Genomic DNA, 23,946 nt, shown 5'->3' with positions numbered 1-23,946 from the left:
AGCCGTCACCCGGCGGCGACGGGTTCCGCTGCCGGCTCGGGGGCCCGGTGCTGGGCCGGCAGGAGGGCGAGGACGACGAGCGCGCCGGCAGCGCTGGCGGCCGCGGCCACCCAGGAGCCGGCCGTGACCCCGTCCAGGAACGACTGCTGGACGGCTGCCGTCGCCCCGTCGGGCAGCTGCGCGGCGACGGCCAGCCCGGCGAACACCGAGTCGGCCGCGCTGCCGGCGGCCGGTGCCGGTGCGCCGGCGGCGGTGAGGGCGTCGACCACCGCGGGCCCGTAGACGGTGCTCATCACCGAGCCGACGACCGCGACCCCCAGCGTGCCGCCGACCTCGCGGACGGTGTCGTTGACCGCCGAGCCGGCGCCCGCCTCCTCGCTGCGCAGCGCTCCCATGACCGCCTCCGTCGCCGGGCCGGTGACCAGGCCGAGGCCGGCGGCCATCAGCACCATGGCCAGCACGATCCGGCCCCAGTAGGCCGACTCCAGCGACGTGCCGGCGGCCAGCGCGAAACCGGCGGCCATGGTCAGCAGCCCGGCGGCGACCACCAGCTTGGTGCCCACCGCCCGCATGGCCAGGATCGCCAGCGGGCTGACCGCGCCGATGACCAGCGCGAACGGGAGGGTGGCCAGCCCTGCGGTGAGGGTGTCGTAGCCGCGGACGGTCTGGAAGTACTGGGTGATCAGGAAGATGAACCCGAAGAGGCTGAAGAACGCCAGCGCGATGGCGCCGCTGCCGACCGACACCCGCCGGTCGCCGAACAGCCGGACGTCGAGCATCGGGTCGGCGCGGCGGAGCTCCCAGACCACGAAGAAGGCGAGCGCCACCGCAGCGGCGAGGTAGCCGCCCACGGTCGCGGTGGAGCCCCAGCCGCGGCCGGGCGCCTCGATCGTCGTCCAGACCAGCAGCCCGATGCCGGCGATCGACGCGGCGGCACCGACCAGGTCGAAGCGGCGCCGGCGGGGGTCGGCGGACTCGGTGAGCAGCAGCCGGCCGGCGACGACCGCGACGGCGGCCAGCGGCAGGTTGACCAGGAAGACCGAGCCCCACGAGAAGTGCTCGAGCAGCAGGCCGCCGGTGACCGGGCCGATCGCGACGGACAGGCCGGTGACCGCCGACCAGATGCCGATGGCGGTGGCGCGCTCACGCCGGTCGGTGAACGTGGTGACCAGCAGGGCCAGGGTGGCCGGGTAGATCGCGGCGGCGCTCACGCCCATCGCCGCCCGCCCGGCGACCAGTTCGCCGGTGGTGTCGGCCAGCGCGGCGAGCAGCGAGGTGGCGGCGAAGGCGACCAGGCCGAGCTCGAGCACCCGGCGGCGGCCGAACCGGTCACCGAGCGCACCGCCGAGGAGCAGCAGCGCGGCGAAGGCGAGCGTGTAGCCGTCGACGACCCACTGCAGGTCGCTGGTGCTGGCCGACAGCTCGCGGCCGATGGTCGGCAGCGCCACGTTGACGATGGTGTTGTCGACGCTGACGAGCAGGACGGACAGGCAGAGCACGAGCAGCACCCACCACCGACGGGTGGCGGTGGGAGCGGGGGGAGCTGTCATGACGACCTCCGGGTGTAGAACGTTGTTCTAGAAACGTAGAACGACGTTCTACAGACGTCAACGGGGGAGGATGCGGTCGTGACAGATGTCAGTACGCCGACCGGCCGGACGCCGAGCCGCGAGCTCGAGCAGGCGCTGGTCGACGCCGCCGAGCGGGTGCTGGTGCGCGACGGGCTGGGCGGGCTCACCGTCCGGGCGGTCGCCACCGAGGCGGGGGTGGCGCCGATGGGCGTCTACAACCGGTTCGGCAGCAAGGACGGGCTGGTCGCCGCGGTGCTGACCCGGGGCTTCGAGGGGCTGCGTGCGGCCGCGATGGCGTCCGAGGTCCCCGACCCCGTCGACCGGCTGCTGGCCTGCGGGCACGGGTACCGGCAGTTCGCCCTGGACCACCCGCAGCACTACGGCGCGATGTTCGGCGCCGGCTTCGCCTCCGCCGCCCCGACCGAGGAGCTCGTGGACCGGGCCGCCGCCGCCTTCCAGGTGCTGGTCGACCAGGTGGGCTACGCGATGGACCGGGCGGTGCTGCGCCCCGGCGACCGGCTGGAGACCGCGCAGGTCATCTGGAGCTCGGTGCACGGGGCGGTGTCCCTGGAGCTGGCCGGGATGGTCCAGGTCGCCGACCCCGGCGCGAACTACGAGCAGCTGCTGCGGATGCTGCTCGACGGGCTGCGCTGACCCCCCTCGAAGGGGGGAGGAACGGCCCGGCCGGCCTGCAGGGCGTCCAGTTCCGTGCTCGTCCTGCCGACCTCTCCTGCAGACGAGAGGAGCCGGTCATGTTGACCTTGGCGTGCAGTGCGGTGGCTCAGGCAGGGACCTCGGCGGCGACGGCGTCGCTGGACGACACCTCGGCCGAGGCGTTGGTGTACGTGGCCGGGTGGCTCACCACGGCCGCCGACCTGACCCACCAGGCGATGCTGATCCGCGACCTCGGTTCCTCCTTCGACGTCCTGATCTGAAAGGACCCCGTCCCTCTCACCCCTCGCGAGCTCGGGGCGAGCCTCCGGACGGGGCCATCACGGACGGGCTTCCGTCGTCAGCCGCCGGTGAGGCGGGTGCCGCCGAGGTCGGCGGCGTCCGCCGCCTGCCGGCCCGCGTGCCAGCCGGCCGCGTCGACGGTGCGGCCGCTGCGGCGGCGCACCGAGGGGAACAGCTCCTCCACCGCCCGGTCGACGGCCGCCTGCTGGTCGGCGAGCACCGGTGCCAGCGCGCTGCCGTAGGTGGCCGTCGCCTCCACCCGGGCCTGGTCGCGCGCCTCGGTCAGCCGCTCCTCGATCCGCTGCGCGTAGGAGTAGAAGAAGCCGCGCCGGTAGGCCGCCGTCCGGCCGCGGGACCCGGCCTGCTGCACCGCGTCGGCGAGCGCCCGCCCGGACTGCAGCAGCAGCGAGGTGACCAGCAGCTCGACCGCGTCCAGGTCGCCGGGCATGCCGACCAGCGTCGCGATGCCGAACGCCGGCAGCAGCACCACCCGCACCCCGTTCGCCGTCCCGACCGCCTGGACGACGGCGGCCTTCGCCTCGGCGTGCGGGTCGTCGAGGTGCAGCCGCCGCGCCTGGACCTGCCCGGTGGTGGCCGGTGCCGCACCGCGGTGACCGAGCATCGCCGTGTCGATGGCGTGCCGGGCCATCAGCTCCTGCGCCTTGGCGGTGAGCGCCTCCGCCTCGGCCTCGAAGTCGGTCGACTCCGCCTTGGCGAGCAGCCCGCGGATCCGGCTGAGCGCCCGCGCGTCGACGACGTCGTCCCAGCTGCTGTCGGCGAGCAGCGCGGCTGACCAGCCCGACGGTGGCGGTACGAGCTGCTCGAGCCGGGGGAGGGTGCGCAGCAGCCCGACGACCCGCAGCACGTCGCGCCACCCTGCGGCCGGCGGGACCCGCTCGGCCTGCCACCAGCCGGCGACGGTGTCCGCCCGGCTGTCGAGCTCGGCCAGCTGCGCGGTCCACGCCCGCGGTGCGCGCTCGGCGACGCCCTCGGCCGCCGCCTCACCGGCGATGACCGCCGCCACCAGCCGCGCCGCCCGGGTGCTGACCTTCCGGCGCACGGCGTGGGCCAGGTCGGCCGGCTGCCAGCCGCCCTCCCACAGCGTCGGCAGCAGCTCGCGGAGCACCTCCTGGGCGTGGCCGCCGGAGTCGACGGCAGGGTCGCGCACCAGCAGCCGGTCGACGACCCGGTCGAGCTCCTGGCCGGTCACGCCGGGCTGGGCGGCCAGCCGGGCACCGGCCAGCAGCAGGCGGAGGACGTCGTCCACGGTCGTCGAGCTCCTCGGGGTCACCGGGTCAGGCTGCCGTGCACGGGCGGGTGCGGGCGGCCCTGGCGGGCGGGTGGGGACAGCGGCGTCCGCTGGGGACGGCGGCCGGTCGGGTTGGGCGCGGGCCGCTACCCTGCCCGCCCCGCCGGTGGGGAGGCCGTGGACCAGGCTAGAGACGCCCTCCGCTTGCCCGTCGCGTGCCCTCCCGGCAGGGTGGGGTGCCATGGACGGCTGGACCTTCCTCTCCCGGCTCACCGCCTGGGCCTTCGCCGGGGCCGCCGTGGGCCTGCTGGTCGGGCTGCTGCTGCTCGCCCTGGACGTCGTCGACAACCCCTTCTGGCTGGTGGCCGCGGGCATCGGCGCAGCCGCGGTGCTCGTGCCGGTGACCGGGCGCCGGGAGCCGGACCGCGAGGGCTGAGTCGACGTGTCGACACGTCGATAGGTTGACCGCCATGGCTGACCTCGCTGACCGCGCCCGCACCCTGCTCGAGCTGCACACCGCCGACGAGATCCTGACCCTGACCAACGTGTGGGACGTCGTCTCCGCCACCGTGGTCGCCGGGACGCCGGGCGTGCGGGCCCTGGCCACCGCCAGCCACTCGATCGCGGCGACGTTCGGCTACGAGGACGGCGAGAACATCCCGCTCGACCTGCACCTGGGGATGGTCGAGCGGATCGTCTCCGCGGTCGACCTGCCGGTCTCGATGGACTTCGAGGCCGGCTACGGCGACGCCGGGGAGACCGCCCGCCGGGCGATCGCGGTCGGCGTCGTCGGCGGCAACCTCGAGGACCAGCTGGCGCCGCTGGACGACGCGGTGGCCGCGGTGGAGGCGGTGCTCCGGGCCGGCCGGGACGCCGGGATCGACTTCGTGCTCAACGCCCGCACCGACGCCTTCGTGCGGGCGGGCGAGGACGCCGACCGCGCAGCGGTGCTCACCGAGGCGGTCACCCGGGGCAGGGCGTACCTGGAGGTCGGGGCGCCGGTCGTCTTCGTCCCGGGCGTCGTGGCCCGCGAGGAGGTCGCCGCGCTGGTCGACGCCCTCGGCCCGCGCCGGCTCAGCGTGATCAGCGTGCCCGGTGTCTCGCTGCCGGCCCGCGAGCTCGAGCAGCTCGGGGTCGCCCGGGTGTCCACCGGCCCGTTCACCCAGCGGGTGGCGCTGACCGCGCTGCAGGACGCGGTCACCGGGATGGTCTCCGGTGGCACGCTCCCCGCCGGTACCCGGCCGCTGAACTAGCCGTGGCAACCGCCTCGGCCCGGCTGGCCTGGGCGGCCGAGGTGGCGGCGCCGCGGCCCGGCGACCGCGTGCTCGAGGTGGGCTGCGGCCACGGCGTAATGCTGTCGCTGCTGGCCGGGCGGCTGGCCGGCGGCTCCGTGCTCGGGCTGGACCGCTCGGCGACGATGACCCGGGCGGCGGCCGACCGCAACGCGGCCGCCGTGGCCGCGGGCACGGTCGGTGTGCGGACGACCGAGCTGCTCGCCGCCGACCTCCCCGACGGCGCGTTCGACCTGGTGGTCGCCGTGCACGTCGGGGCGTTCTGGCGCCCGCCGGCCGCGGAGTTCGCGGTGGTGCGGCGGGTGCTGGCCCCCGGCGGCCGGGTCCTGCTGGTCGACCAGCCGCTGCAGCCGGGGCAGGCGCGGGCGAAGGCCGACCGGGTGGCCGGGCTGGCGGCGCCGCACGGGCTGGCGGTGACCGCCGTCCACACCGGCGACACCCCGCCCCGGCCGTCGATCGCCGTCGAGCTCCGGGCATGAGCGCGACGGACTGGGACCACAACGCCTGGTACCACCGGCTGCTGCTCCGCCGGGTGCCGCCGGGCGCGCAGCGGGTGCTCGACGTCGGGTGCGGTGCCGGCGCGCTCGCGGGGGAGCTCGCCCGGCGCGCGGAGCGGGTGGACGCCGTGGACCGCGACCCGGCGATGGTGGCGCTCGCCCGGGCGCGGGTCCCGGCGAACGTCGCCGTCCGGCAGGCCGACGCGCTCACCGTCGACCTCCCGGACGGCGGGTACGACGCCGTGCTCAGCATGAGCGCGCTGCACCACCTGCCGCTGGCCCCGGCGCTGGAGCGGATGGCGGGCTGGCTGCGACCCGGTGGGGTGCTCGTCGCCGTCGCCCTGCCGCGCACCGACCTGCCGGCCGAGCTCCCGGTCGAGCTGGCCGCCGTGCTGGGGCACCGGGTGCTGGGCGGGGCGTTCGCCGCCGGGCGGGCGCTCACCGGCCGGCCGCTGCTCGCCCACCCGGCCGACGTGCGGGCCATGCCGGTGCGCGACCCGGAGCTCACCACCCGCCAGGTGCGGGCGACCGCGGCCACCGTGCTGCCCGGCGTCCGGGTGCGGCGGCTGGCGTTCTGGCGCTACGAGCTGACCTGGACGAAGCCGCTGGGGTGAGCTGGGACACCCTCGGTGGCTGGGGCGGCGGATCGGGCGCAGCATCGGGTCAGGACGTCGAGGACGACGAGAGAGAAGGCACCGCTGCCATGACCGACCTGCTCCTGCCCGCCGACTTCTTCGGGTTCCAGTCGCTGCTGCCCGAGGACGAGCAGAAGGAGCTCCTGGCCCTGCGCGAGTTCCTGGCCAGCGAGATCAAGCCGCGGGTCAACGCCGCCTGGGCCGCCGCCGAGTTCCCGCACGACCTGGTGCCGAAGTTCGCCGAGGCCGACATCGTCGGGCGCTCCTACGACTGGGAGGGCCGCCCGCGCGCGTCCCGGCTCTTCACCGGCTTCCAGGCGATGGAGCTCTCCCGCGTCGACCCGTCGATGGCGACCTTCCTGGGCGTGCACAACGGCCTGGCGATGGGCTCGATCATGATCCTCGGCTCGGAGGAGCAGCGGCAGCGCTGGATCCCCTCGATGATGCGGCTGGAGACGATCGGCGCGTTCGGGCTGACCGAGCCCGAGGGCGGCTCCGACGTCGCCCGCGGTATGCGCACCACCGCCCGGCGGGACGGCGACTCCTGGGTGCTCAACGGCGCCAAGCGCTGGATCGGCAACGGCACCTTCGCCGACGTCGTGGTGGTCTTCGCCCGCGACGTGGACGACGACCAGGTCAAGACGTTCGTCGTGGAGAAGGGCACCCCCGGCTTCCAGGCGACCAAGATCGAGGACAAGTTCGCGCTGCGCACCGTGCAGAACGCCGACCTGGCCTTCACCGACTGCCGCATCCCCGCGGCGAACAAGCTCGAGGGCGGCAACACCTTCAAGGACGTCAACAAGGTCCTCAAGGTGACCCGCGGCGGGGTGGCGTGGAGCGGCGTCGGCTGCCAGGTCGGCGCCTACGAGGTGGCGGTCGCCTACGCCAAGGAGCGCCAGCAGTTCGGCAAGCCGATCGGCGGCTTCCAGCTGATCCAGGACCTGCTCGCCCGGATGCTCGGCAACGTCACCGCCAGCCTCGGGATGACCGTGCGGGTCGCCCAGCTGCAGGAGACCGACGAGCTGCGCGACGACCAGGCCGCGCTGGCCAAGAGCTACGTGACCAGCCGCGGCCGGGAGACCGTCGCCTGGGCCCGCGAGCTGTTCGGCGGCAACGGCATCGTCCTGGACTACGACGTCGTCCGGTTCTTCAACGACGCCGAGGCGCTGTACTCCTACGAGGGCACCCGCGAGATGAACACCCTGATCGTCGGCCGCTCGATCACCGGGATGTCCGCCTTCGTGTGATCGGCGCGGTCACCCGATGGGGTGGGCCGGGCACCGGCGGGGTGGAGGTCCGCGCCCCACGTGACGATCACCAGCAGGACGCCAGATCGGCGTCCTGCTGGTGCCAGACGTGGGGGAGGGGTCGTGCCGGGTCAGTCCGTGCTCGTGGTCGAGGACACCGACGAGATCCGTGAACTCGTCGTCACCGTGCTGCGCCGTGCCGGGATGGACGTCCGCGAGGCGACCACCGGAGCCGAGTGCCTGACGGAGGTCCGGCGCGAGCCGCCGGACGTCGTCGTCCTGGACCTCGGACTGCCGGACGCCGACGGCACCGAGGTGTGCCGCCAGCTCCGCGCGGAGACCGACTGCTACGTGCTCATGCTGACCGCCCGCGCGGAGGAGGTCGACCTGCTGATCGGCCTCGCCGTGGGAGCGGACGGCTACATGGCCAAGCCGTTCTCGCCGCGCGAGCTGGTGGCGCGGGTGCAGACGATGCTCCGCCGGCCGCGCACCGCGGCCGCGCCCGAGCCGCGGCAGCCGGTCGAGGACACCGTCCGCCGGCTCGCCGAGCTGGAGGTCGACCCGGACAGCCGCGAGGTGCGGGTGGACGGCGCCGCCGTCGACCTGACCCGCACCGAGTTCGACCTGCTCGCGGCGCTGGTCTCCCGGCCCGGCCGGGTGCTGCAGCGGGAGACCCTGCTGCGCGAGGTCTGGCAGACCGACTGGGAGGGCAACCTCCGGCTGGTCGAGGCCCACATGTCCAACCTGCGGCGCAAGCTCACGGCCGCGGGGCTGAGCCACCCCGAGATCAAGACGGTCCGGGGGGTGGGGTACCGCCTGGTCGCCTGAGCAGTCGGGCAGCAGGCGTTCCTTCAGGTAGTACAGCTGCATCCGACGACGCGGCCCGGTCCCCCCGTGGGACCGGGCCGCGTTGTCGTGGTCAGGCGGCGATGTCCCGGCGGCGCGCGGCCAGCCGGCCGGCGGCCGCGTCGGCGGCGTGCAGCAGGCCGCCGAGGTCCATCCGGCCGCTCAGCACGTCGGCGGCCGAGGCCATCGACGCGCGGCGGTCGGCGCGGGCGACCCGGCGGTCCGGGGTGGTGCGGACGGCGTCGCGGCGGTCGGCGGCCCGGCGGTCGACCCCGGCCAGCCCGGCCAGCCGGGAGACCAGCGCGTGCGCCATGATCCCGCGCCGGGCGTCGGAGGCGATGGCCTGGCAGACGGAGGCGACCTCGGGGTGACCGAGCTGCCCGGAGGTGCCGGCGAGGGTGTGCGCCGCGGAGGCCACGGCCCGCGGGTCACCCGCCCGGACGCCCCGGTCGATCGCGGAGAACCGGGTGGGGAGCGCGGCGTCGTACATCCCCTGCAGCCGCTCCACCAGGTCGGCGTCCAGGTCGGCGTCGTGCAGGTCCTCGACGTCCACCATGTCGCGGGCGGCGGCCGGCTCGGTGACCGGGGTGGTGCGTCTGCGGACCAGGTCGAGCAGCAGGTGGGCGTCGACCGGAGCGGCCAGGCAGGCGAGGGCGCCGGCGGCGAGGGCCGCGGCGCGCTCGGTGGCGGTGGGCTCGACGGTGACGACGAGGAAGCGGGCGGTGCTGCCGGCCCGGCGGAGCTCGCGCAGCAGGGCCGCGCCGCTCTCCGCACCGGGCACGGTGGCGGCGGTGACCACCAGGTCGGGGTGGGTCGCGGTGCTCAGCCAGCGGGCGTCCTCGGCGTCGGCGGCCTCGTGGACCCCCCAGCCGGACAGCTCCAGGAGACCGGTGACCTGCCGGCGGGCGGCGGGGGAGGCGTCGATCACGAGGGCGGTCAGCACTTGATGACTCCTGACTTGGCGGACTCCGCGGTCCAGCCGTAGCTGGTGCGGGCGGTCACGACGACCTGGACGTTCTGGGTGGCGTAGTAGCTGTCGTAGCTGCCGGTGACGACGGTGGTCGGGGCGTTCACCGTGGTGACCTCGTAGGACCAGCCGCTGGCGTAGGCGATGACCTGGTAGCTGGTCACCTTGGGGGTGGTGCTGCCGGTCCAGGAGAGCCGGGCCTCCAGCGTGGTGTAGGTGCGGCCCCAGGCGTCGGTGCGGGTGACGCACTTCGTGCCGGCCGTGCTGAGGCTCGTCGGCGGGGCGACCTTCGCGGTGCCCACCGAGGCCGTCATGGTGGCCCGGTCGTCGAACCCGGCCTGGGCGGGCGCGGCGGTCAGGCCCACGACGGTGGCGGCCGTGACGGCGACCAGCAGCAGGCCGCGGCGCAGCGCGCCCATCAGGCGGCGTCCTCGTCCTCGCGCCGCTCGGCCGGGGCCGGGCGCCAGATGGACAGGAGCAGCCAGCCGGCCAGCAGGGTCGGGGCGCCGTAGACCAGGGCCTGGCTCACCACCGGGGTGCGCAGGACCTCGATGACGTGGCCGAGCCCGGGGACGACGGCGCGCACCTCGTAGGCGGTGTCACCCTGCAGGACCGCCTTCCAGGGGTCGATGGCCTCGTTCGCGTCGCCCTTGGTCTCCACCGTGACCGTGCCGTCGGCGCCGTGCTCGACGCTGATCACGCGGTGGCTGACGACGTGGTGGTCGTCGATCGGGATGTGGTAGCTGATGATCATGCCGACCTCGACCTCGTCGACCGGCAGCGGCGTCACGATGGTGACGTCACCCGGGTCGATGACCGGCGACATGCTGCCGGTGAGCATCGTCATCGTGCGGTAGTCCAGGACGTGCGGTCCGACGGCGAGGACGCCGAAGGCCAGGACGGCCAGGGTGACCACGAGCCGGACGGTCCAGCGGTACACCAGGCCTGCCGCGCGCTTGCCGAGGCCCGCGGTGCGGGTCCGGGGCAGCTGCTGCGCCGGACGGACGGCGATCGTGGTGTCCGTCGGGAGTGCGGTGGGGGCCAGCAGGGCGGTGGTCATGGTGTGTCCTCCGGGTGGGTGGTCAGCGGGTGGGCGGGGTCAGCCGCAGGTCAGCGGTTGGTGCCGGTCTGCTGGGTCCCGGTGAAGGTGACGCTGAGGGCGCTGGTCTTGCCCTGGAAGCCGTTGTCGGCGGAGGTCGGCAGCGACAGGGTCACGACGAGGTGGTCGGTGCCCTTGGGGGCCAGGCTCGCCACGTTGGGCAGGACGGCGTTCATCACGGCGGCGCTGGACACGAGCGTGGTGGCGGTGCCGGAGCAGGTGTAGGTCGCGACGCCGTTGACGACGGACTCGGTCCAGACCACGGGGCAGGACTTGACGGTCAGCTGCAGGCCGTTGGTCTTGTCGGTGTCCAGCACGCTCGAGGTGGTGGCGGTGGAGGTCAGCGTCATGCTGCCCAGCGCGAGGTTGCCGCTGTTGACCAGGTCGACCGCGCGGCTGATGGAGTCGCCGGGCACGAAGCCGGCGGCGGTCATCGGGAGGGTCGCGGCCTGGCCGATGTTCTTCAGGTCGACGTTCAGCGTGCCGGAGGTGACCGAGGCGTTCAGCGGGGTGGTGCTGTCGGTGAAGGTGCCGAAGGTGCCCATGCCGGCGACGGCAGCGGCGGCGCCGATGACGCCCAGGGAGCCGAGGACCTTGCGGGCGGTGCGGCTGCGGGTGGTGGTGGCGGTCATGGCCGGTTCTCCTTCGGGTGTCGGTGCCGTCGGGTTCTCCCGGCGACAGACATGACTCTGGAGGCCCATCCGCAGGGCACCCGCCAGCGATCCGCAAGAAAACCGCAAGGAAACGGCCCCGTTCCCCCCACCGCTCGCTCCGCTCGGGGCGGGCCCCTGGACGGGGCCGTTCAGCACGTCACCAGGCCGGACACGACGGCACCCCCACCCGGGAGCCGGGTGGGGGTGCCGTCGTGCGGTGCGCGGGCTACAGCGGCAGGGCCAGGGTGAAGGTGGTCCCGCGGCCCTCGACGCTGGCCACGTCGAGCGTCCCGCCGTGCGCGGTGGTGATCGCCTTGGTGATGGTCAGGCCCAGCCCGACCCCGGGGACGGCGTTGCGCCGGGCGGTCGAGGCGCGGAAGAAGCTGGTGAACAGCCGGCCCTGCTCGCCGCTGGGGATGCCGACGCCGGTGTCGCTCACCGACAGCAGCGCGACCGGCTCGGCACCGGGCCCGGCCGCGTCGGCCAGGGCACCGTCGGCGTCCCGCCAGGCCGTGCGGAGCCGCAGGGTCACCTGCCCGCCGGCGGGGGTGAACTTGACCGCGTTGGAGACCAGGTTGTCGCACGCCTGGCCCAGCCGCAGCGCGTCACCGCGGACCACCAGACCCTCGGCGGGCACGTCGACGGCCACCGCGACGCCGCGGGTCGCCGCCGTCACCCGGGCGGTCTCCTCGGCCCCGCGGACGATCGCGGCCAGGTCGACGTCCTCGGGCTGCAGGGTGAACCGGCCGGCGTCCACCTGCGCGGTGAACAGCAGGTCGCCGACCAGCCGCAGCAGCCGCTGCGCGTTGCGCTCGACGGTGCTCAGGTACTGGCGCTGCTCGGCGGTGAGCGGCTGCTCCTCGTCGTCCATGACGAGCTCGAGGTAGCCGAGGATCGACGACAGCGGGGTGCGCAGCTCGTGGGAGATCAGGCTGACGAACTGGTCCTTGAGCCGCTCGGCCGCGCGCGCCTCGGTCATGTCGGTGCCGACGAAGTTCCAGCCGGCCCGCTCGCCGTCGTCGTCGGTGCGCGGGGTGATCGCCACCGAGACGGTGAGCCGCCGGCCGTCGGCGGTCAGGTAGGTCCAGTCCCGGACGTCGCTGCCGTGCTCCTGCGCGACGCGCACGAGGGCGGCGAACCGGCCGGTGGCGTCCAGCTCCGGGCCGTCCTCCGGGGAGAGCTCCTCGGGGGCGTGGAAGTCGGTGATGGTGCGCAGCCGGACGACGTCGGCGCGCGGCAGCCCGAGCATCCGCTCGGCGCCGGGGTTCCAGACCCGGACCAGGCCGTCCTGGTCGGTGCCGATGATCGACTGCTCGGTGACCGCGTCGATGACGCTGGTCATCGTCTGGGCGCGCGCCCGCATCATCCGGGTCGCGACCTCGAGCTCCTCGGCGGTCGACCGGCCCCGGGTGACCAGGTCCTGCCGCTGGGCCTCCAGCGCGGCGGCGGCGCCCAGCTGGGCCCGCAGCCGGCGGGCGAGCTCGGCCACCGGCACGGCGACGGCGGTCGCGGCGACGACCAGCAGCACGGTGCCGGGCCCGCTGAGCAGCACGGCGAGGCCGACCGCCGCGACGCCGGCGAGCACCGCCGGGACCGCCCGCCCGGGCATGTCGGGGACGGCGGGCTCCCGGCTGGGGGTGGCGGTCGTCGCCGGCTCGGCGAGCGCGGTCATGCCGGCAGCGTCGCGGTGAGCTCGCGGACCTCGGCGACCAGCCCGGCGATGGTGAACGGCTTGGGCAGGTACGCGTCGGCGCCGGCGGCGAGCCCCCGCGCGACGTCGTCGGGGGAGGCCCCGGCCGACAGCAGCAGGACCCGGCAGCCGGCGGTGGCCGGGTCGGCGCGCAGTGCCGCGCAGACCTCGAGCCCGGTGGCCTCGGGCATGGAGACGTCGAGGACGACGAGGTGCGGACGCTCCGCGCGGGCGGCGGCCAGCGCCTGCGCCCCGTCGGCGACCGCGGCCACCACGGTGCCCCCCGCCTTGCCCACGGCGAGGCAGACGAGCAGGCGGATGTCCTCCTCGTCGTCGGCGACCAGCACGCGCACGGCTGCGTCCACGGCCGTCCCTCCCGTCGTCGGTGCGCCCCCGGGGTGGGGACGGAGTCCGTCAGGTCGGGCAACGGCGCCTGAGCACCGGTCCTGGAGGGACGCGCGGGGGCCGGTCACCCGTTGAGGTGACCGGCCCGGGACGCACGACGGCCCCGGTGCGGGTGCACCGGGGCCGTCGAGAGGTGGTGCGGGTCAGGAGCTGACGTGCCCCTGGACCGTCTCGCGGGACTGCTGGGCCTGGCCCTGGACGTCCTGAGCAGCCGACTGGCCCTCGGACTTCACGGTCTGGACGCCCTCCTGCGCGGTCGACTTGACCGACTCGACGGCGTCCTGCGCCATCGGCTTGAGGTTGTCACCGATCTCCTGGGCCACGTTCTTGGCCTGGTCGACGAGGGGCTGCGAGTGCTCCTTGACGGCCGACTCGGCCTGCGAGGCGAGCTGCTTCTCCTTCTCGCTGGTCGGCAGGAGGGAGGAGACGAGCCAGCCCACGCCGAAGGCGATGAGGCCGGCGGCCATCGGGTTGCCCTGGGCCTGGCGCTGGATCGTGTCCGGGGCCGACTGCACGGCGCCCATCGCGGAGGAGGCGGCGCTCTGCACGCTGCCGGCCGCGGAGGAGGCGGCGTGCTGGGCGGAACCGGCCACGTTCGACGTCGTGTTGCTCATCTGCGCTCCCGTGTCGTGGGCGGCTCCGAAGACCCGCTCCTTCAGACCACTGACGGTGCTCTTGGCCTTGCCGACGCGGCGGTCGACGACGCGGGTCGGGTTGACCTTCTCGTTCAGCGCGTCGACCTCGTAGCTGAGGTTGGCGCGGGTGTCCTCGATCTGGCGGCGGATCACGTCCGGGTCACTGCTGGTCATGTCGGTCTCCGTCCTGGGTCAGTTGGGCTTGAGAGCGCCGGGGACCTGCTGGAGGGTCTCCACGGTCTGCTCCGGCTTGGGGTTGATCTGCTTGAGGCGCGTGAAGTCGATCGTCTTGAGCGTCTTGCGGCCCATGACGAACAGCACCGCCGCGACGATGCCCCAGACGACGGCCACGATGAGCGCGGCCCAGCCGATCGGCATCGCGCTCCAGAGCGCCCCCATCAGCGCCAGGCTGAGGAACAGGGCGACCATGTTGCCGCCGTACCCGGCGCCGGCGAGCATCCCGGCGCCCTTGCCGGCCTTGCCGGCCTGCGCCTTGACCTCCTCGGTGGCCTTGTTCGCGTCCGCCTTGAGCTCGGCCTTCGCGAGGTCGAGCTCCTGGCGCATCAGCGTGGACAGGTCACGGGTGACGTCACCGATCAGCTGGCCGACCGAGGTGCCCTCGACGTCCGGGTGCCCGTCGTCGGTCATCGGCTGGGCGGTGTTGCCCAGCGGCTGCGCGGTGTTGCCGTAGGCGTACTCCTCCTGCGTGGGCGGAGGCGCGTAGCCGGTCGAGCCGCCCTGCACGTAACCCGTGCCGGGCTGGCCGTACGGCTGCGCCCCGCCGGCGCCGCTGGGGTGGCTCACAGCTGACCCGACCCGGGGGTGCGCGCCGGGTCGTCCCAGCCGGCCGACGTGGCCGGCGGCACCGAGGTGCCCTCCGGCGGGACCGTGCCGTACGGCGGCGGCGGGACCGAGCCGGTGGTGCCGGTGGTGCCGGCGACGTAACCGGTCTCGTAGCCGGCGGTGCCGGTGGTCGCGTACCCGGTGGCCGGGGTGTCGGCGACGTAGTTCGTGCCGGTGGAGTAGCTGTCCGCGGCGTAGGGCGAGCCCTGACCGGTCAGCTGCTGGTTGCCGGTGGAGGGGCTGCTGTCCTTGTGCGCGGCCACGACACCGGTGGTCAGCCGGCCGGCGACGACACCCGCGAGGGCGGCACCGAGCAGGAAGACACCGGGCTTGCGGCGGGCGAAGGCGCGGACCTCGTCGACCAGGTCACCGGGCTCGCGGGCCTGGACCCAGGTGGCGAGCTCCTCGAGCTTGTCCCCGGCCTGGCGGACCAGGTCGGCGGCGGGGCCGGACGGCGTCTCGCCGCCACCCTCGACCATGGTGCGGAGCTGCTGGGCGATGCCCGAGATGCCCTCGCCGGCCTTCTGCTGGCCGTTGCGGGCCTGGTCCTGGAGCTGCGAGCGCCCCTGCTGGATCAGGTCCTGCGCCTGGCGCTTGGTCTCCTGCGTGACCTGCTTGGCCTGGTCGGCGGCGGTCGAGGCGACCTGGCTGCCGGCCTGGGCCGCGGTCGAGGCGACGTTGCTGGCCTCGTCCTTGGCGACGTCCTTCGTGGACGGCGTACCGGACACGTTCGATGCGCCGCTCGGCGGGGACTGGGTCGGGGTGTCGATGGAGTGAGTCATCGTTCCTCCTCGTCGTGCGTTGGGGTGCATGGCTGGTGCTGCTGACGCGGGGCATCCGTGCCCGTTCGACCCCGTCCGCACGAGGGCACACGCCATCGCCGGCCGGGGAGGGCCGGGGTGGTGGTGCCGGGTCGCGGGACGGCGGTGCGGGCACCTGCAGATGCCCAGGACCTCATCGCTCGGGGGGATCCCACCGTGGCCTCAGTGGGACGCCGTTCCGTTGATGGTCTTGTACCCGGGGGTCGATACGCCGTAAACCGGATGATCGGGCAAAAGTGGATCTCGTTCACGTTGCGCAGACCGCACAGCCGGGCCGCGTAGGCTCCGCCGGGAAGGCAAGCCTTGCCTCACCACATCGAGGAGGACCCGTGAGCGGACCGGCGAGGAACGGGGGCGCCCGCCGTCCCCGGGTGGCACGGGTCGGGGAGGTCGTGCGCACCTCGCGGCTGACCCCGCACATGATCCGGGTCGTGCTCGGCGGCGAGGGGCTCGCCGGCTTCCCGGCCGGCGAGTTCACCGACCACTACGTCAAGCTGCTCTTCCCGCCGCGCGGCGCCACCTACACGGCGCCCTTCGACGTCGAGCAGCTGCGCGCGGAGCTGCCGCCGGAGCTCTGGCCGGTCACCCGCACCTACACCGTGCGCGCCTGGGACGCCGCCGCCGGTGAGCTGACGATCGACTTCGTGCACCACGGCGACACGGGGCTCGCCGGGCCGTGGGCCGCGCAGGCCGCGCCGGGCGACCGCATCCAGTTCTTCGGCCCGGGCGGGGCGTACGCGCCCAGCCCCGACGCCGACTGGCACCTGCTGGTCGGTGACGAGAGCGCCCTCCCGGCCATCGGGGCGGCCCTGCCGCGGCTCCCGGACGGGGTGCCGGCGCTGGTCTTCGTCGAGGTCGAGGGCCCCGAGGAGCAGCAGTCGGACCTGGTGCTCCGGGAGGGCGTCCCCGTCGTGTGGGTGCACCGCCGGGGTGGGGCGCCCGGCGAGGCGCTGGTGACCGCGGTCAAGGCGGTGGAGCTGCCGGCCGGCACCGGGCACGTGTTCGTGCACGGTGAGGCCGGGCTGGTGAAGGAGCTGCGGCTGCACCTGCGCACCGAGCGCGGGCTCGACCCGGCGTTCACCTCCATCTCCGGCTACTGGCGCGTGGGCCGCACCGAGGACCGCTGGCAGGCGGAGAAGCCGGAGTGGAACGCCGAGGTCGAGGCCGCGGAGCAGGCGCTGGCCGCGGGCTGACTCAGCCCCTGCTGGCCGCGGCCAGGTGCGCCCGGAGCTGCTCGGCGTCGTCCTCGGCGCCGTAGCCGGGCGTGCCCGGCTCGATCCGCCAGCTGTCGGCCAGGGAGCCGAGGTCGACGACGTCGAAGCCGATCGCGTCGATGAAGGCGGCGACCCGCTGCTTGGCCGCCTCGTCGTCGCCGGCGACGACGATGGCCCGGCGGTGCTCCGTTCCGGGCGCGGAGCGGGCGCTGACGATCTGCGTGGCCGCGATGTGGTTGAAGGCCTTGACCACGCTCGACCTGGAGAGGTGCTGCTGCAGCAGCTCGGACGACGTCATGCGCCCCTCGTCGAGCTCGGCGACCTGCCCGTCGCGCTGCGGGTAGTAGTTGTTCGTGTCGATCACCACCTTGCCGGCCAGGGGCTCGGCCGGCACCTGACCGATCGCCCGCAGCGGGATGGTCACGACGGCGAGGTCCGCGGCGGCCGCCGCCTCCGCGGCCGTGCCGGCGCGCACCGCGCCACCGGCGCTCGGGCGCGACGCGAGCTCGGAGACGAGGTCGGCCAGCGTCTCCGGGCCGCGCGAGTTGCTGATCACCACGTCCCACCCGGCGTCCAGGGCGGTCTGCGCGAGGGCGCTGCCGATGTGGCCGGCGCCGATGAGTCCCAGGGTCGTCATGATCGCCGGAACCCGGGTGCGCGGGCCGTTCTTCCCGGGCCGGTCAGCCCAGGTCGTCGGTGGCGAAGGTGTCGCACCGGTTCGGGTCGCCGGTCTGGTAGCCGGTGGTGAACCAGCGCTGCCGCTGCTCGGACGAGCCGTGGGTGAACGCGTCCTGGTCGACCGTGCCGCTGCCCAGGTTCTCCTGGATGAAGTCGTCACCGATCCGCCCGGCGGTGTCCAGCGCCCGGGCGATGTCGTCGTCGGTGATGTCGGCGATCAGCGGCTGCCCGGAGTCGTCGGGCACCGTCTCGGCGTGGTTGGCCCAGGTGCCGGCGTAGCAGTCGGCCTGCAGCTCCAGCCGCACGCTGCCGCTGGTCGGCCCGCTCTCGCGCGGGTCGACCTGCCGGTTCGTGCCCAGCAGGTTCTGCACGTGGTGGCCGTACTCGTGCGCCAGCACGTAGGCGTTGACGAACGCCCCGCCCTCCGCGCCGAACCGGGTCTGCAGGTCGTCGAAGAACGACAGGTCGATGTAGACCAGCTGGTCGCCCGGGCAGTAGAACGGCCCGGACCCGCTGGTCGCCCCGCCGCAGGCGGTCTGCACCGAGCCGGGGAAGAAGACGGTGTCGGCCGGCTGGTAGGTGCCACCGAGGGTGAGCCCCCAGTAGTCCTGGATCGACTCGATGTCGGCGACGATCGCGCACTCGACGGAGTCGTTCGCGTCGGCGCCGGTCTGGCAGGACTGCTCGAGCTGGCTGTTGTCCGCGGTCTCGCCGCCGGTCAGCCCGCCGAGGGTGCCGGCCAGGCCGGCCGTGCCGCCACCCCCGCCACCGCCGCCGAGCACCTGCACCAGGACGACGACGATGATGCCGACCAGCCCCAGGCCGCCGCCGCCGACGGCGAGACCGCGCCCGCCGCGGGCTCCGCCGCCGCCGCGCCGGTCCTGGACGCCGGAGGTGTCCAGCCGGCCGCTCTCCCGGAACCTCATCGCTGGAAGACCTCCTGGTCGGGTTCGGACATGGTGAAGGTGACCTCGACCGAGCCGCGCACCTCCTGCGGCGCCGGGGCGAGCTCCAGGGCGGGTGCGGCGGAGAACGCCATCGCCCGCATCGCGCCGCCGCCGCCACCGCTGCCCGTGCCCGGGTCGCGGACCTCGACGAGCCCGGTGAGCCGGCAGCCCAGGGCGGCGGCGTAGGCGTTCGCCCGGGCGATCGCGTCGGCGACGGCCTCGGTGCGCACCCGCTGGTGCACCGGGTGGTCGCGGGAGAGCCGCCACAGCGGCCCGTACAGCGAGGTGTCGGGGAGGGCGGCGACGGCGACGGCGAGCTCGCCGGCGGCGGCCACGTCGTCCAGCTGCACCCGGGTGACGGCGCTGGCCACCTGGCCGGTGACCCGGGTGCCGTCGGACTCCGGGTGCACCGAGACCGCGTCGGTGGAGACCGTGCCCAGGACGCCGCGGTGCGGGACGAGCAGCGCGGTCAGCTCCTGCTGGCGCACCGCGAGCTGGTCCAGCGCCTTCTCCCGCCGGCGGTCGCGGACCTCGACGGTGACGACGAGCTCGGCGGCGTCCGGCGACACCTCGGCGACGGCCTCGCCGCGCACGACCACCCGCGGGCTCCCGGTCATCGCTCCCCTCCGCGCCGGGGCGTTCCCGACCGCTCGGAGCACTCTGCCGTCGTCCGGCCGTGCGCGCACCCCGGCGCCGTGCGGGCTCCCGCGCTCCGGCCCTAGGGTCGGGTCATGCCCCTGGAAGGTGAGTACGAGCCGAGTCCGGAGAAGTGGGTCCGCGACCAGGTGGAGCTGTACGAGCGCACCGGTGGCCGGGAGGGCGGCACGCTGCCCAACCGCACCGAGCCGGTCGTCGTCTACACCACCCGCGGCGCCAAGAGCGGCAAGATCCGCAAGAACCCGCTCATGCGGGTCGAGCACGACGGCGTCTACGCGATGGTCGCCTCGCAGGGTGGCGCCCCGAAGCACCCCACCTGGTACTTCAACCTCAAGGCGCACCCCGACGAGGTGACCGTGCAGGACGGCGACCGGGTGTGGGACGGCGTCGCCCGCGAGGTCGAGGGCGACGAGTACGCGCAGTGGTGGGAGCGGGCCGTGGCCGCCTACCGCGACTACGCGAACTACCAGGAGAAGACCGACCGGAAGATCCCCATCGTCCTCGTCGAGCCGAAGAACTGACCGACGGCGGGCCGGTCGTCGTCGTCACCGGGGCCAGTGACGGCATCGGGGCGGCGGCGGCCCGCCGGCTGCACCGGGGCGGCGCGCGGGTGGTCGTCGTCGGCCGGTCGGCGGAGAAGACCGCCGCCGTCGCCGGCGAGCTGGACGGCGCGCTGGGCCTGACCGCGGACTTCGCCTGGCTGGACGACGTCCGGCGGCTGGCGGCGGAGCTGCGGGGCCGGTTCCCGCGGATCGACGTGCTCGCCGACAACGCCGGCGCCTCGTTCGGCCGGCGCGCGCTCACCGTCGACGGCGCGGAGCAGACCCTGCAGGTCGACCACCTGGGGCCCTACCTGCTCACCCGGCTGCTCGAGGAGCCGCTGCGCGCCGCGCGCGGCCGGGTGGTCGTCACCTCCTCGTTCGCGCACTGGGCCGGCGGGGCCAGGCGCGGGCACGTGCTCGAGCCGCGCGGCCCGCAGGTCGCCACCCGCCGCTACGCGCACGCCAAGTGGTGCAACGTGCTGTTCACCCGCGAGCTGGCCCGCCGGTGGTCGCCGGAGGTCTCGGCCACCTGCTTCGACCCCGGGGCGGTCGCGACGTCGTTCGGCCGGGCGGGCGGGGTCACCGGGCTGGCCTTCCGCACGCCGCTGACCGCGTTCCTGCGCACGCCCGCGCAGGGAGCGGACACCCTGGTCTGGCTGGCCACGGCGGACGACGGCTGGCGCGACGGCGGCCACCACGCCGACCGGTCCCGCGCGGCCACCCTGCCCTCGGCCCGGGACGACGTGCGTGCCCGGGAGCTGTGGGAGCGCTCGGCCGCGTTGGTCGGCCTGCCCGCCTGAGCTCAGCCGCGGCCGAGGTCGCGTCGCACCCGGGCGGCGACCCAGGCGGCCAGCGCGTCCTCGCCGCGGGCCCGGGCGCCCAGCAGCGCCCAGCCGAGGTCGGCCACCTGCCGGGAGCGCCGGAGCGCGGCGTCGGCCCCCGGGGCGGCGAACAGCTCGGCGCGGGCCGCCGTCGCCACCTCGTGCTGCGCCACGAGCGAGTCGCGCAGCGCGCGGTCGGCGGGCGTGCCGGGTGCGGCCGCGGCCGCGGCGAGGGCCAGCCGCTCCGTCGTCCCGATCGCGGCGGGGAGCCGGCGGCTGCCGGTGCGCGGGAACAGCAGCAGCCCGGCCGCCAGCCCGACGGCGATGCCGACCAGCGTCTCGCCGAGCCGGATGGCGATCAGGTCGGCGCCGGGCGGGCTGCCGGCGCCCAGGTGCACCAGCGAGAGCGAGACCGGGGTGATCAGCGAGACGGCCAGCACGTACTGGTTGACCACCAGCAGCTCGACGCAGACGAGCATCAGCCCGATGAGCGCGACGGTCGGACCGGCCGGCAGGTCCAGCCAGAAGAGCGCCGCGGTCAGGATGGTGCCGAGCAGGGTCCCGGTGACCCGGTGCAGCGCCCGGGCCCGGGTGTGCCGAGCGTCCGTGCCCAGCAGCACGGCGACGGCGGCGGTCGCGGCCCAGTAAGGGCTGTGCAGGTCGAGCGCGGCGGCCAGCGTGCCGGCGGACCAGGCGCCCACGCCGAGGCGCGCGGCGGTCGGCAGCCACAGCGGGGGGTGCCGCCGGGGGAGGACGCCGTGCCCGGGGTCCGGGACGGCGGGGTCGGTGGCCGGCAGCGCCTGCATGAACCGGGTCTCGACCTCCTCCAGCCGCGGCCGCAGCGACGGCCGCCGCCGGCTGCCCCCGGCCACGGCGGCGTGCGCCACCCGCACGGCGCGGGCCACCGGGTCCGGCCGACCGTCCCGCGGGGTGCCGGCGGCGACCGCTGCCTCGGCTGCCGCCACCGCGCGCCGCTCGGGACCGGCCGGGTCGACGAGCCAGGGGGCCATGACCACGAGCCAGGCCAGCGTCGCCGCCCCCGCGGCGGCGGCGACGTGCTGGCCCAGCTGGGCGGGGGAGGCCCCCAGCGCGCTCGCGCTGCCGCCGACCAGCACCGCCATCAGCGGTCCGGGCGGGCCGACGTGCCACACCGCGGTCGCCGCCGTCGCGCCCGCGGCCAGCAGGCCGAGCACCGCGGCGAGCAGGAACGGGTGCGGCCCGGTCAGCCCGCCGAGGGCGACCGCCGCGACGAGCACGAGGGCCACGCCGGCGGAGACGGCGGCCCGGCGCCGGTAGGGCAGGGCGTGGCCGTACACCGCGGTGAAGCCGCCCAGCGCCGCGGCCGCGCCGAGGTCCGCGCGGTCCAGCAGCACGAACAGCGCCAGCGGGGCGGTGACGCAGAACCCCGCGGACAGCGCCCGGCGGCCGTGCGCCGCCCACAGCGCGCGTGGCGCCGGCAGCGGCGGGCCGAGGACGTGCGGCGCCGCCCGGCGCAGCGGGGACGGGGAGCCGGACACGGCCCTCATCGTCTCCCGCCGGCCGCGGCGCTGTCGTCGACGCGGGTCACCGTGGGCGGGCGAGCTGGGTCACCCCCGGCTCCCGCTCAGGAGAAGCCGACCACCTCGTGCGGCGTGTAGGGCTCCTCCAGCCGGGCGATCTCCTCGGCGCTCAGCCGCAGGTCGACGGCGGCCACGGCGTCGTCCAGGTGCCGGTCCTTGGTGACGCCCACGATCGGGGCGGTCACCACCGGCTTGCTGAGCACCCAGGCGAGCGCCACCTGGGCCCGCGGCACGCCGCGGGCCTCGGCCACCTCGGCGACCCGCTCGACGATCACCCGGTCGGCGTCGTTGTAGAGCTTCCTGCCGAACTCGTCGGTCTCCGACCGGTTCGTCGTCTCGTCCCAGTCGCGGGTGAGCCGGCCGCGGGCCAGCGGGCTCCACGGGATCACGCCGATGCCCTCGTCGGCGCAGAGCGGCAGCATCTCCCGCTCCTCCTCGCGGTGCAGCAGGTTGTAGTGGTCCTGCATCGAGACGAAGCGGTGCCAGCCGTGCTCGCCGGCCAGGTGCAGCGCCTTGCTGAACTGCCAGGCCCACATGCTGGAGGCGCCGAGGTAGCGCACCTTGCCCGACCGGACGGCGGAGTCCAGCGCCTCGAGGGTCTCCTCGATCGGGGTGGCCGGGTCCCAGCGGTGGATCTGGTAGAGGTCGATGTAGTCGGTGCCCAGCCGGGTGAGGCTGGCGTCGAGCTCGGCGAGGACGGCCTTGCGCGAGAGCCCGGCGCCGTTCGGGCCCGGCCGCATCCGGCCGTGCACCTTGGTGGCCAGGACGACGTCCTCCCGGTCGGCGAAGTCGGCCAGCGCCCGCCCGGTGATCTCCTCGCTGGAGCCGGCGGAGTAGACGTTCGCGGTGTCGAAGAAGGTGATCCCGGCGTCCAGCGCCCGCTTGATGACCGCCCGGCTCTCCTCCTCGGGCAGGCTCCAGGGATGGCCGCCGCGGGCCGGGTCGCCGAAGCTCATCATCCCGAGGCAGATCCGGGAGACCTGCAGGCCGGTGGTGCCGAGGCGGGTGTGCTCCATGGCCCTGCCGTGCCCCGCCGGTGCGCGCTGCAACCGCTACGGCAGCGCGGCGTACCGCTCGTGCACGGCGGCGAGGACGTCGGCGGGCACCTCGCCGAACGGCTCCAGCTCGATCGGGCGGGCCTTGCCCCGGCCGGTGCGCCAGACGCCGACGACGGTGCCGGCGTGCACGGCGGTCGACCGGAACATGCCGTTGTTGCCCGGCACGATCCGCTGGGCGTGCTCGGGCGGCACCGTGCAGCTGCGGTCGGCGTAGCCCAGCACCAGCTCGTCGAAGCCGGGCAGCAGGTGCACCGCCGCCGCCTCGGCGCGGGCCGCGGCCAGCCGCCCGGGGGTGGCCGGGTCCAGCCAGTGCTCGGTGCCGTCGACGTCCAGCCGCTCCAGTCCAGGCGCCGCCACCGCGAGGCCGGCCCGGACGTCGCGGACCCCGATGCCCGCCCAGCGGGCGAGGTCCTTCACCGTCGCCGGGCCGTGCGAGGCGAAGAAGCGCAGCGCCAGCTCGCCCAGCGCCTCCTCCCGCTCCAGCCGGCGGGGTGCGGGCACCCACTCGTCGAGCAGCACGAACTGCTGGTCGCCGTCCGCCGTGGGGCCGAGGCAGGTCAGCCCGGTCTGGGCCAGCCACCAGAGCAGGTGGTAGCCGCGCTGGCCCTCGGTGCGCACCCCGCCCTCGGCCAGCGCCGCGAGCAGCTCGGCGCGGCCCAGCCGTCGTCCACCGCTCAGCGCGGCCAGGGCGACGTCGCGGGCCCGCGCGACGTCGGCGTCGGTGAGCCCCACGACCGCCCGCCGCCCGGCCGCCCCGGCGAGCACCTTGGGGGCCAGCAGCTCGAGCAGCCACGGCAGGTCCTCGGCGGCGACGAGGTGCAGGGTGCCGCGCATCGGCCAGGAGCGCACCACCTCCCCGGCGTCCAGCGCGGCCGCCACCGCCGCGCGGGTGCCCTGCTGCGTCCGCAGCGCCACCGAGGTGAGCGCGCCGGGGAGGTCCTGGCCCTGCACGGCGGTCAGCCAGCGCACCGCCTCGACCGGGCTGGGGGCGCGCGGCCCGACCAGCCGCTGGGCGGCCATCCGCAGCTGTGAGAGCTCGTCCACGCGCCCAGCCTGGCACCCGGGA

Annotated in this window: 28 protein-coding genes; 11 read left to right on the top strand and 17 right to left on the bottom strand. The window is 75.3% G+C overall.

Going from position 1 to position 23,946, the window contains the following annotated elements; genetic code table 11:
- Positions 1–5: 5 nt before the first annotated feature.
- Positions 6–1,550, bottom strand: a complete 1,545-nt coding sequence (locus FHX36_RS09575; RefSeq protein WP_183513699.1) for an MFS transporter — start codon at positions 1,548–1,550, stop codon at positions 6–8.
- 78 nt (positions 1,551–1,628) lie between these two features.
- On the opposite strand from FHX36_RS09575, the gene FHX36_RS09570 reads away from it, so the two are divergent.
- Positions 1,629–2,225, top strand: coding sequence for a TetR/AcrR family transcriptional regulator (locus FHX36_RS09570; protein ID WP_110553922.1), 597 nt, complete (start codon positions 1,629–1,631; stop codon positions 2,223–2,225).
- A 122-nt stretch (positions 2,226–2,347) separates the two neighbouring features.
- Positions 2,348–2,506: a hypothetical protein gene (locus FHX36_RS09565; protein WP_258373020.1), complete on the top strand. Its 159-nt coding sequence runs from the start codon at positions 2,348–2,350 to the stop codon at positions 2,504–2,506.
- Between the two features lie 77 nt (positions 2,507–2,583).
- Here the strand turns inward: FHX36_RS09565 and FHX36_RS09560 are convergent, their stop codons facing one another.
- Complete coding sequence (locus FHX36_RS09560) at positions 2,584–3,816, bottom strand: DUF2786 domain-containing protein (protein WP_146251700.1); 1,233 nt, start codon at positions 3,814–3,816, stop codon at positions 2,584–2,586.
- A gap of 199 nt (positions 3,817–4,015) precedes the next feature.
- Between FHX36_RS09560 and FHX36_RS09555 the strand changes: the two genes are divergently transcribed.
- The 6 genes from FHX36_RS09555 to FHX36_RS23885 all read left to right on the top strand — a co-directional run bounded on the left by FHX36_RS09555 (position 4,016) and on the right by FHX36_RS23885 (position 8,273).
- Complete coding sequence (locus FHX36_RS09555) at positions 4,016–4,210, top strand: hypothetical protein (protein ID WP_110553919.1); 195 nt, start codon at positions 4,016–4,018, stop codon at positions 4,208–4,210.
- A 34-nt stretch (positions 4,211–4,244) separates the two neighbouring features.
- On the top strand, positions 4,245–5,027 hold the full coding sequence (locus FHX36_RS09550; RefSeq protein WP_110553918.1) for an isocitrate lyase/PEP mutase family protein: 783 nt from the start codon (positions 4,245–4,247) through the stop codon (positions 5,025–5,027).
- A gap of 2 nt (positions 5,028–5,029) precedes the next feature.
- Positions 5,030–5,545, top strand: coding sequence for a methyltransferase domain-containing protein (locus tag FHX36_RS09545; RefSeq protein WP_183513697.1), 516 nt, complete (start codon positions 5,030–5,032; stop codon positions 5,543–5,545).
- Positions 5,542–6,177, top strand: a complete 636-nt coding sequence (locus FHX36_RS09540; RefSeq protein ID WP_110554118.1) for a class I SAM-dependent methyltransferase — start codon at positions 5,542–5,544, stop codon at positions 6,175–6,177. Before FHX36_RS09545 ends, FHX36_RS09540 begins: the two co-directional genes overlap by 4 nt.
- A gap of 89 nt (positions 6,178–6,266) precedes the next feature.
- Positions 6,267–7,445 (top strand): acyl-CoA dehydrogenase family protein, encoded by a 1,179-nt coding sequence (locus FHX36_RS09535; RefSeq protein WP_110554117.1) that lies wholly within the window; start codon positions 6,267–6,269, stop codon positions 7,443–7,445.
- A 123-nt stretch (positions 7,446–7,568) separates the two neighbouring features.
- Positions 7,569–8,273, top strand: a complete 705-nt coding sequence (locus tag FHX36_RS23885; RefSeq protein ID WP_110554116.1) for a response regulator transcription factor — start codon at positions 7,569–7,571, stop codon at positions 8,271–8,273.
- A gap of 91 nt (positions 8,274–8,364) precedes the next feature.
- Here FHX36_RS23885 and FHX36_RS23470 read toward each other — a convergent pair whose 3' ends face one another.
- The 9 genes from FHX36_RS23470 to FHX36_RS09485 all read right to left on the bottom strand — a co-directional run bounded on the left by FHX36_RS23470 (position 8,365) and on the right by FHX36_RS09485 (position 15,365).
- Entirely contained in the window at positions 8,365–9,234 is an 870-nt protein-coding gene (locus FHX36_RS23470; protein WP_183513696.1) for a response regulator, read from the bottom strand.
- Positions 9,228–9,677: a hypothetical protein gene (locus tag FHX36_RS09520; protein ID WP_110554158.1), complete on the bottom strand. Its 450-nt coding sequence runs from the start codon at positions 9,675–9,677 to the stop codon at positions 9,228–9,230. Before FHX36_RS09520 ends, FHX36_RS23470 begins: the two co-directional genes overlap by 7 nt.
- Positions 9,677–10,318, bottom strand: coding sequence for a signal peptidase I (locus FHX36_RS09515; RefSeq protein WP_110554157.1), 642 nt, complete (start codon positions 10,316–10,318; stop codon positions 9,677–9,679). The genes FHX36_RS09520 and FHX36_RS09515 overlap by 1 nt, the downstream gene beginning before the upstream one ends.
- A gap of 50 nt (positions 10,319–10,368) precedes the next feature.
- A complete protein-coding gene (locus FHX36_RS09510; protein WP_110554156.1) occupies positions 10,369–10,989 on the bottom strand; it encodes a TasA family protein in 621 nt (206 codons plus the stop codon).
- A 247-nt stretch (positions 10,990–11,236) separates the two neighbouring features.
- Entirely contained in the window at positions 11,237–12,682 is a 1,446-nt protein-coding gene (locus FHX36_RS09505; protein WP_183513695.1) for a sensor histidine kinase, read from the bottom strand.
- Complete coding sequence (locus FHX36_RS09500; protein ID WP_220036074.1) at positions 12,679–13,065, bottom strand: response regulator transcription factor; 387 nt, start codon at positions 13,063–13,065, stop codon at positions 12,679–12,681. Before FHX36_RS09500 ends, FHX36_RS09505 begins: the two co-directional genes overlap by 4 nt.
- 183 nt (positions 13,066–13,248) lie before the next feature.
- Positions 13,249–13,914 (bottom strand): DUF3618 domain-containing protein, encoded by a 666-nt coding sequence (locus FHX36_RS09495; RefSeq protein WP_110553985.1) that lies wholly within the window; start codon positions 13,912–13,914, stop codon positions 13,249–13,251.
- 18 nt (positions 13,915–13,932) lie between these two features.
- Positions 13,933–14,544 (bottom strand): phage holin family protein, encoded by a 612-nt coding sequence (locus tag FHX36_RS09490; RefSeq protein ID WP_258373026.1) that lies wholly within the window; start codon positions 14,542–14,544, stop codon positions 13,933–13,935.
- The gene (locus FHX36_RS09485; protein WP_110553986.1) at positions 14,541–15,365 is read right to left on the bottom strand and encodes a hypothetical protein; all 825 of its coding nucleotides are present in this window, start codon (positions 15,363–15,365) and stop codon (positions 14,541–14,543) included. Before FHX36_RS09485 ends, FHX36_RS09490 begins: the two co-directional genes overlap by 4 nt.
- Before the next feature lie 368 nt (positions 15,366–15,733).
- On the opposite strand from FHX36_RS09485, the gene FHX36_RS23880 reads away from it, so the two are divergent.
- The gene (locus tag FHX36_RS23880) at positions 15,734–16,597 is read left to right on the top strand and encodes a siderophore-interacting protein (protein WP_258373027.1); all 864 of its coding nucleotides are present in this window, start codon (positions 15,734–15,736) and stop codon (positions 16,595–16,597) included.
- 1 nt (position 16,598) lies between these two features.
- Here FHX36_RS23880 and FHX36_RS09475 read toward each other — a convergent pair whose 3' ends face one another.
- The 3 genes from FHX36_RS09475 to FHX36_RS09465 are packed head-to-tail and all read right to left on the bottom strand — an operon-like array spanning position 16,599 to position 18,860.
- The gene (locus tag FHX36_RS09475; protein WP_183513693.1) at positions 16,599–17,255 is read right to left on the bottom strand and encodes an NADPH-dependent F420 reductase; all 657 of its coding nucleotides are present in this window, start codon (positions 17,253–17,255) and stop codon (positions 16,599–16,601) included.
- Between the two features lie 43 nt (positions 17,256–17,298).
- Positions 17,299–18,222, bottom strand: coding sequence for a KPN_02809 family neutral zinc metallopeptidase (gene ypfJ / locus FHX36_RS09470; protein WP_110554217.1), 924 nt, complete (start codon positions 18,220–18,222; stop codon positions 17,299–17,301).
- A complete protein-coding gene (locus FHX36_RS09465; RefSeq protein ID WP_110554216.1) occupies positions 18,219–18,860 on the bottom strand; it encodes an SIMPL domain-containing protein in 642 nt (213 codons plus the stop codon). Before FHX36_RS09465 ends, ypfJ begins: the two co-directional genes overlap by 4 nt.
- A gap of 114 nt (positions 18,861–18,974) precedes the next feature.
- Between FHX36_RS09465 and FHX36_RS09460 the strand changes: the two genes are divergently transcribed.
- Both FHX36_RS09460 and FHX36_RS09455 read left to right on the top strand, forming a co-directional pair.
- Positions 18,975–19,421 carry a nitroreductase family deazaflavin-dependent oxidoreductase gene (locus FHX36_RS09460; RefSeq protein ID WP_110554215.1) on the top strand — a complete coding sequence of 149 codons (447 nt, stop codon included), beginning with the start codon at positions 18,975–18,977 and terminating at the stop codon, positions 19,419–19,421.
- Positions 19,322–20,242 (top strand): SDR family NAD(P)-dependent oxidoreductase, encoded by a 921-nt coding sequence (locus FHX36_RS09455; protein WP_309147328.1) that lies wholly within the window; start codon positions 19,322–19,324, stop codon positions 20,240–20,242. Before FHX36_RS09460 ends, FHX36_RS09455 begins: the two co-directional genes overlap by 100 nt.
- 2 nt (positions 20,243–20,244) lie before the next feature.
- Here the strand turns inward: FHX36_RS09455 and FHX36_RS23875 are convergent, their stop codons facing one another.
- From FHX36_RS23875 to FHX36_RS09440, 3 genes are all read right to left on the bottom strand, one after another.
- On the bottom strand, positions 20,245–21,780 hold the full coding sequence (locus FHX36_RS23875) for an FUSC family protein (protein ID WP_183513692.1): 1,536 nt from the start codon (positions 21,778–21,780) through the stop codon (positions 20,245–20,247).
- A gap of 86 nt (positions 21,781–21,866) precedes the next feature.
- Positions 21,867–22,838: an aldo/keto reductase gene (locus tag FHX36_RS09445; RefSeq protein WP_110552029.1), complete on the bottom strand. Its 972-nt coding sequence runs from the start codon at positions 22,836–22,838 to the stop codon at positions 21,867–21,869.
- Between the two features lie 36 nt (positions 22,839–22,874).
- Entirely contained in the window at positions 22,875–23,924 is a 1,050-nt protein-coding gene (locus FHX36_RS09440) for a winged helix DNA-binding domain-containing protein (RefSeq protein ID WP_110552030.1), read from the bottom strand.
- Between the last annotated feature and the right edge of the window lie 22 nt (positions 23,925–23,946).

Source organism: Modestobacter versicolor (genome assembly GCF_014195485.1).
Classification (GTDB): domain Bacteria; phylum Actinomycetota; class Actinomycetes; order Mycobacteriales; family Geodermatophilaceae; genus Modestobacter; species Modestobacter versicolor.
This window is presented reverse-complemented; position numbering and strand designations above follow the sequence as displayed.